This window comes from Streptomyces sp. CAI-85 (assembly GCF_013363615.1).
Classification (GTDB): Bacteria; Actinomycetota; Actinomycetes; order Streptomycetales; family Streptomycetaceae; genus Streptomyces; species Streptomyces antibioticus_B.
This window is the reverse complement of the sequence record NZ_JAANNX010000145.1, coordinates 1-3425: the sequence shown is the minus strand read 5'-3', so window position 1 is coordinate 3425 and position 3425 is coordinate 1. Positions and strand designations below refer to the sequence as shown.

4 protein-coding genes and 1 pseudogene are annotated in these 3425 nt (G+C 68.2%); 3 read left to right on the top strand and 2 right to left on the bottom strand.

Translation table 11 applies throughout. The features are described from left to right. Positions 1-317: 317 nt before the first annotated feature. On the bottom strand, positions 318-959 hold the full coding sequence (locus G6W55_RS37155) for a DNA-3-methyladenine glycosylase (RefSeq protein WP_175525005.1): 642 nt from the start codon (positions 957-959) through the stop codon (positions 318-320). A gap of 174 nt (positions 960-1133) precedes the next feature. On the opposite strand from G6W55_RS37155, the gene G6W55_RS37150 reads away from it, so the two are divergent. The 3 genes from G6W55_RS37150 (at position 1134) to G6W55_RS37140 (ending at position 3161) form a co-directional block, all read left to right on the top strand. Continuing rightward, positions 1134-1916, top strand: coding sequence for a sporulation protein (locus G6W55_RS37150; RefSeq protein ID WP_030790909.1), 783 nt, complete (start codon positions 1134-1136; stop codon positions 1914-1916). Between the two features lie 44 nt (positions 1917-1960). Beyond that, positions 1961-2500: a YbhB/YbcL family Raf kinase inhibitor-like protein gene (locus G6W55_RS37145; protein WP_175525004.1), complete on the top strand. Its 540-nt coding sequence runs from the start codon at positions 1961-1963 to the stop codon at positions 2498-2500. A 154-nt stretch (positions 2501-2654) separates the two neighbouring features. Further along, positions 2655-3161 carry an HNH endonuclease gene (locus tag G6W55_RS37140; protein ID WP_175525003.1) on the top strand — a complete coding sequence of 169 codons (507 nt, stop codon included), beginning with the start codon at positions 2655-2657 and terminating at the stop codon, positions 3159-3161. Positions 3162-3225: 64 nt separating this feature from the next. Here G6W55_RS37140 and G6W55_RS37135 read toward each other — a convergent pair. Then, positions 3226-3425, bottom strand: a pseudogene (locus tag G6W55_RS37135) (SPFH/Band 7/PHB domain protein); the annotation flags it as partial.

The window sequence follows — 3425 nt, the reverse complement described above, 5'->3', positions numbered from 1 at the left end:
TTCCTCCGGGCAGTTTCCCTTCGGTCTTGCGTTTCCGACTCTATCAGACCTTTTCTCGGCCCGATTCCCGGTCGGCGGGATTGTCTTGAAGGTTTCCGGCTTTCGCCCGTCGCCCTTTCGACATTCACTACGTTAGCCGATTCCCTCGGCAACTCATAATCGAGTCGCTGCGAGTTCGAATTCAGGCATGCGGACACGCCGAATTGACCCTCGCTGAGGGGTGTTCGTTGGTAGTGGGTTGGCCGCTTCCGGCTGCTGGCGAATGCCGTACCCGGTTCAAGCGGCCCGGGCTACATTACGCGCCTGCCGAAGGCGAGTCAACTTGGGCGACGCCGGGGGACATGGGCCCGGTAGGGGCTCACCGTGGGGTCGTCGGCGACCCAGTAGCGCCAGGGGTGGACGGCCCCGTCGCCGGAGACCCCGGTGCGCGGGCCGTTGCGTACCTGGTCGGAGGGGACCGCGCTGCCGGTCAGCATCTTCAGCGGGGTCTCGCCGGCGGTACAGGCGTCCGTGCCGTCGAGGGCCCGGTCGACGCCCAGAGCCGTGGCCAGACGGGCGGGGCCTTTGGCCAGTTCTCTGTCATGACGGGCCGAGAGTCGACGTTTGCGCGCGAGATCCGCACCCTCGATCACCTCGCCCGCCCGGAGCAGTACCGCGCTCGCCCTGCCCTCGGGACCGCAGACGAGGTTCATGCAGTGCCACATGCCGTAGGTGAAATAGACGTACACATGTCCGGGCGGACCGAACATCACGTCGTTGCGGGGGGTGCGGCCGCGATAGGCGTGGGAGCCGGGGTCGTTCGGACCGTCGTACGCCTCCACCTCCGTGATGCGGAGGGTGATCGGGCCCTCGGGGGTGGTGCGCACCAGGAGTCGGCCGAGCAGGTCGGGGGCCACGTCCAGGACAGGGCGGTCGAAGAAGTCCCTGGGCAGGGGCGTACGGTCGGAGGTCGCGAACATGCCGTCGGAGCCTAGTGGAGAGCCCAGGAGCTCCGCCCCGGGAGATCCAGGGGTGCGGCGGGCTGGTCAGCGGGCACTCGGATTGTCAGGGTGAGGGGCGCGGAACCGGCCACCTCCGGATTCGCGTTGTAGGGATCAAGGGATCCCGTCAGTAGTAGTCGTAGAGGGAGAGTCATGGCGTTCAAGAAGCTGCTCGCGAGTCTGGGGGCCGGCGGGGCCTCGGTCGAGACGGTACTGACGGAGGTCAACGTCGTTCCGGGCGGAGTCGTCCAGGGCGAGGTGCGGATCCAGGGCGGTTCCGTGGCCCAGAACATCGAGGGGCTGTCCGTCGGGCTCCAGGCCAAGGTCGAGGTGGAGAGCGGCGACCAGGAGTACAAGCAGGACATCGAGTTCACCAAGCTGCGGCTGGGCGGTGCCTTCGAGCTCCAGGCGGGTGCCGTGCACGCGGTGCCGTTCGGGCTGGAGATCCCGTGGGAGACGCCGATCACGACGATCGACGGCCAGCCGCTGCGCGGGATGCACATCGGTGTGTCCACCGAGCTGGCGATCGCGCGGGCCGTGGACTCGGGCGACCTGGACCCGGTCAACGTCCACCCGCTGCCGGCGCAGAAGGCGATCCTGGACGCGTTCATCCAGCTCGGCTTCCGCTTCAAGAACGCGGACATGGAGCGCGGTCACATCCGCGGCACGCGGCAGAAGCTGCCGTTCTACCAGGAGATCGAGTTCTTCCCGCCGTCGCAGTACCGCGGTCTGAACCAGGTCGAGCTGAGCTTCGTGGCCGACGAGCACACGATGGACGTCGTGCTGGAGATGGACAAGAAGCCGGGTCTGTTCAGCGAGGGCAGCGACACCTTCCGCTCCTTCCAGGTGGGGCTGAACGACTACCAGGGGACCGACTGGGCGGCGTACCTCAACCAGTGGCTGTCCGAGGTCGGCAGCAGGCGCAACTGGTTCTAGGCTCGGAACCGCACACCCCCGAAGAGCCTTCAGGAGGTACCGAGGTGACCGAGCTCAAGCGGCGGCCGCTCCCCCATGACTTCCATCCGCCCGTGCCGTCGTTCGCGGTGACGAGCGAGGACGTCGAGGCGGGCGGCACGCTCAAGGACGCTCAGGTGTACGCGGAGGGAAACACCTCGCCGCAGTTGCGCTGGGAGGGCTTCCCGGCCGGGACGAAGAGCTTCGCCGTGACGTGCTACGACCCCGACGCCCCGACGGGCAGCGGGTTCTGGCACTGGGTGCTGTTCGACATCCCGGCCTCGGTGACCGAGCTGCCGGCCGGTGCCGGCGGCGGGAAGTCCGAGGGGCTGCCGGAGGGTGCCGTCCAGGCGCGCAACGACTACGGCAGCAAGGACTTCGGCGGGGCCGCGCCGCCGCCGGGGGACGGACCGCACCGGTACGTGTTCACGGTGTACGCCGTGGACCAGGAGAAGCTCGGTCCGGACGCGGACGCCTCGCCCGCCGTCGTCGGGTTCAATCTGCGGTTCCACACGATCGCGCGCGCTCAGTTGATCGGTGAGTACGAGAATCCCGCGGTGGGATGAGTCAGCTCATCGTTCATTGAACGTTTGCCCGCCCCTGGTCATGGAAGTGATCAGGGGCGGGCATTTTTTATTGCGTTGTCCATCTCGGCGCGCCCGTCCAGAGTTGACCCGAGTCCGCCGGGGGGCGGGCAGGTGCGCGAGGGAGGTGGGCTGGATGCGTGACACATTGGTCCTGAACGCGAGCTTCGAGCCGCTGTCTACGGTGACGTTGAACCGAGCTGTCGTTCTGGTGCTCCAGGACAAGGCCGTCGTCGAGCAGGCCCACCCCGAACTGCGGATGCGGGGTGCCGATGTGGACATCCCGGCGCCCCGGGTGATCAGGCTGTGCAGATACGTACGGGTGCCGTTCCGAAGACAAGCGCCGTGGTCGCGCAGGGGTGTGCTGGTCAGGGACCGGCACCGGTGCGCGTACTGCGGGCGCCGGGCGACCACGGTGGACCACGTGGTGCCGCGGTCGCACGGCGGTCAGGACTCCTGGCTGAACACGGTGGCCTCGTGCGCGGAGGACAATCACCGCAAGGCGGACCGGACTCCGGAGCAGGCGGGGATGCCGTTGCTGCGGCAGCCGTTCGAGCCGACTCCGCAGGACGCGATGCTGTTGGCGCTGGGGCAGGACGACCTGGTCGCGCTGCCCGAGTGGCTGTCGCTGGACGCGGCGTGAGCCGGTGACATGACGTGGGGCCCGCCTCCTGGCAGGAGGCGGGCCCCACGTGTGTGCACGCGTGTCAGTCGATCGAGGGCTTCTCGCGGCGCTCCGGGATCTTCCCCTCGGTGCCGCGCGGGGCGTTGGAGCCCGAATTGCCGCCCAGGCCACCGAAGTTGCCCATGGCACCGGAGAGGCCCTTGAGGGCGTCGCCGATCTCGCTGGGGACGATCCAGAGCTTGTTGGCGTCGCCCTCGGCGATCTTCGGGAGCATCTGGAGGT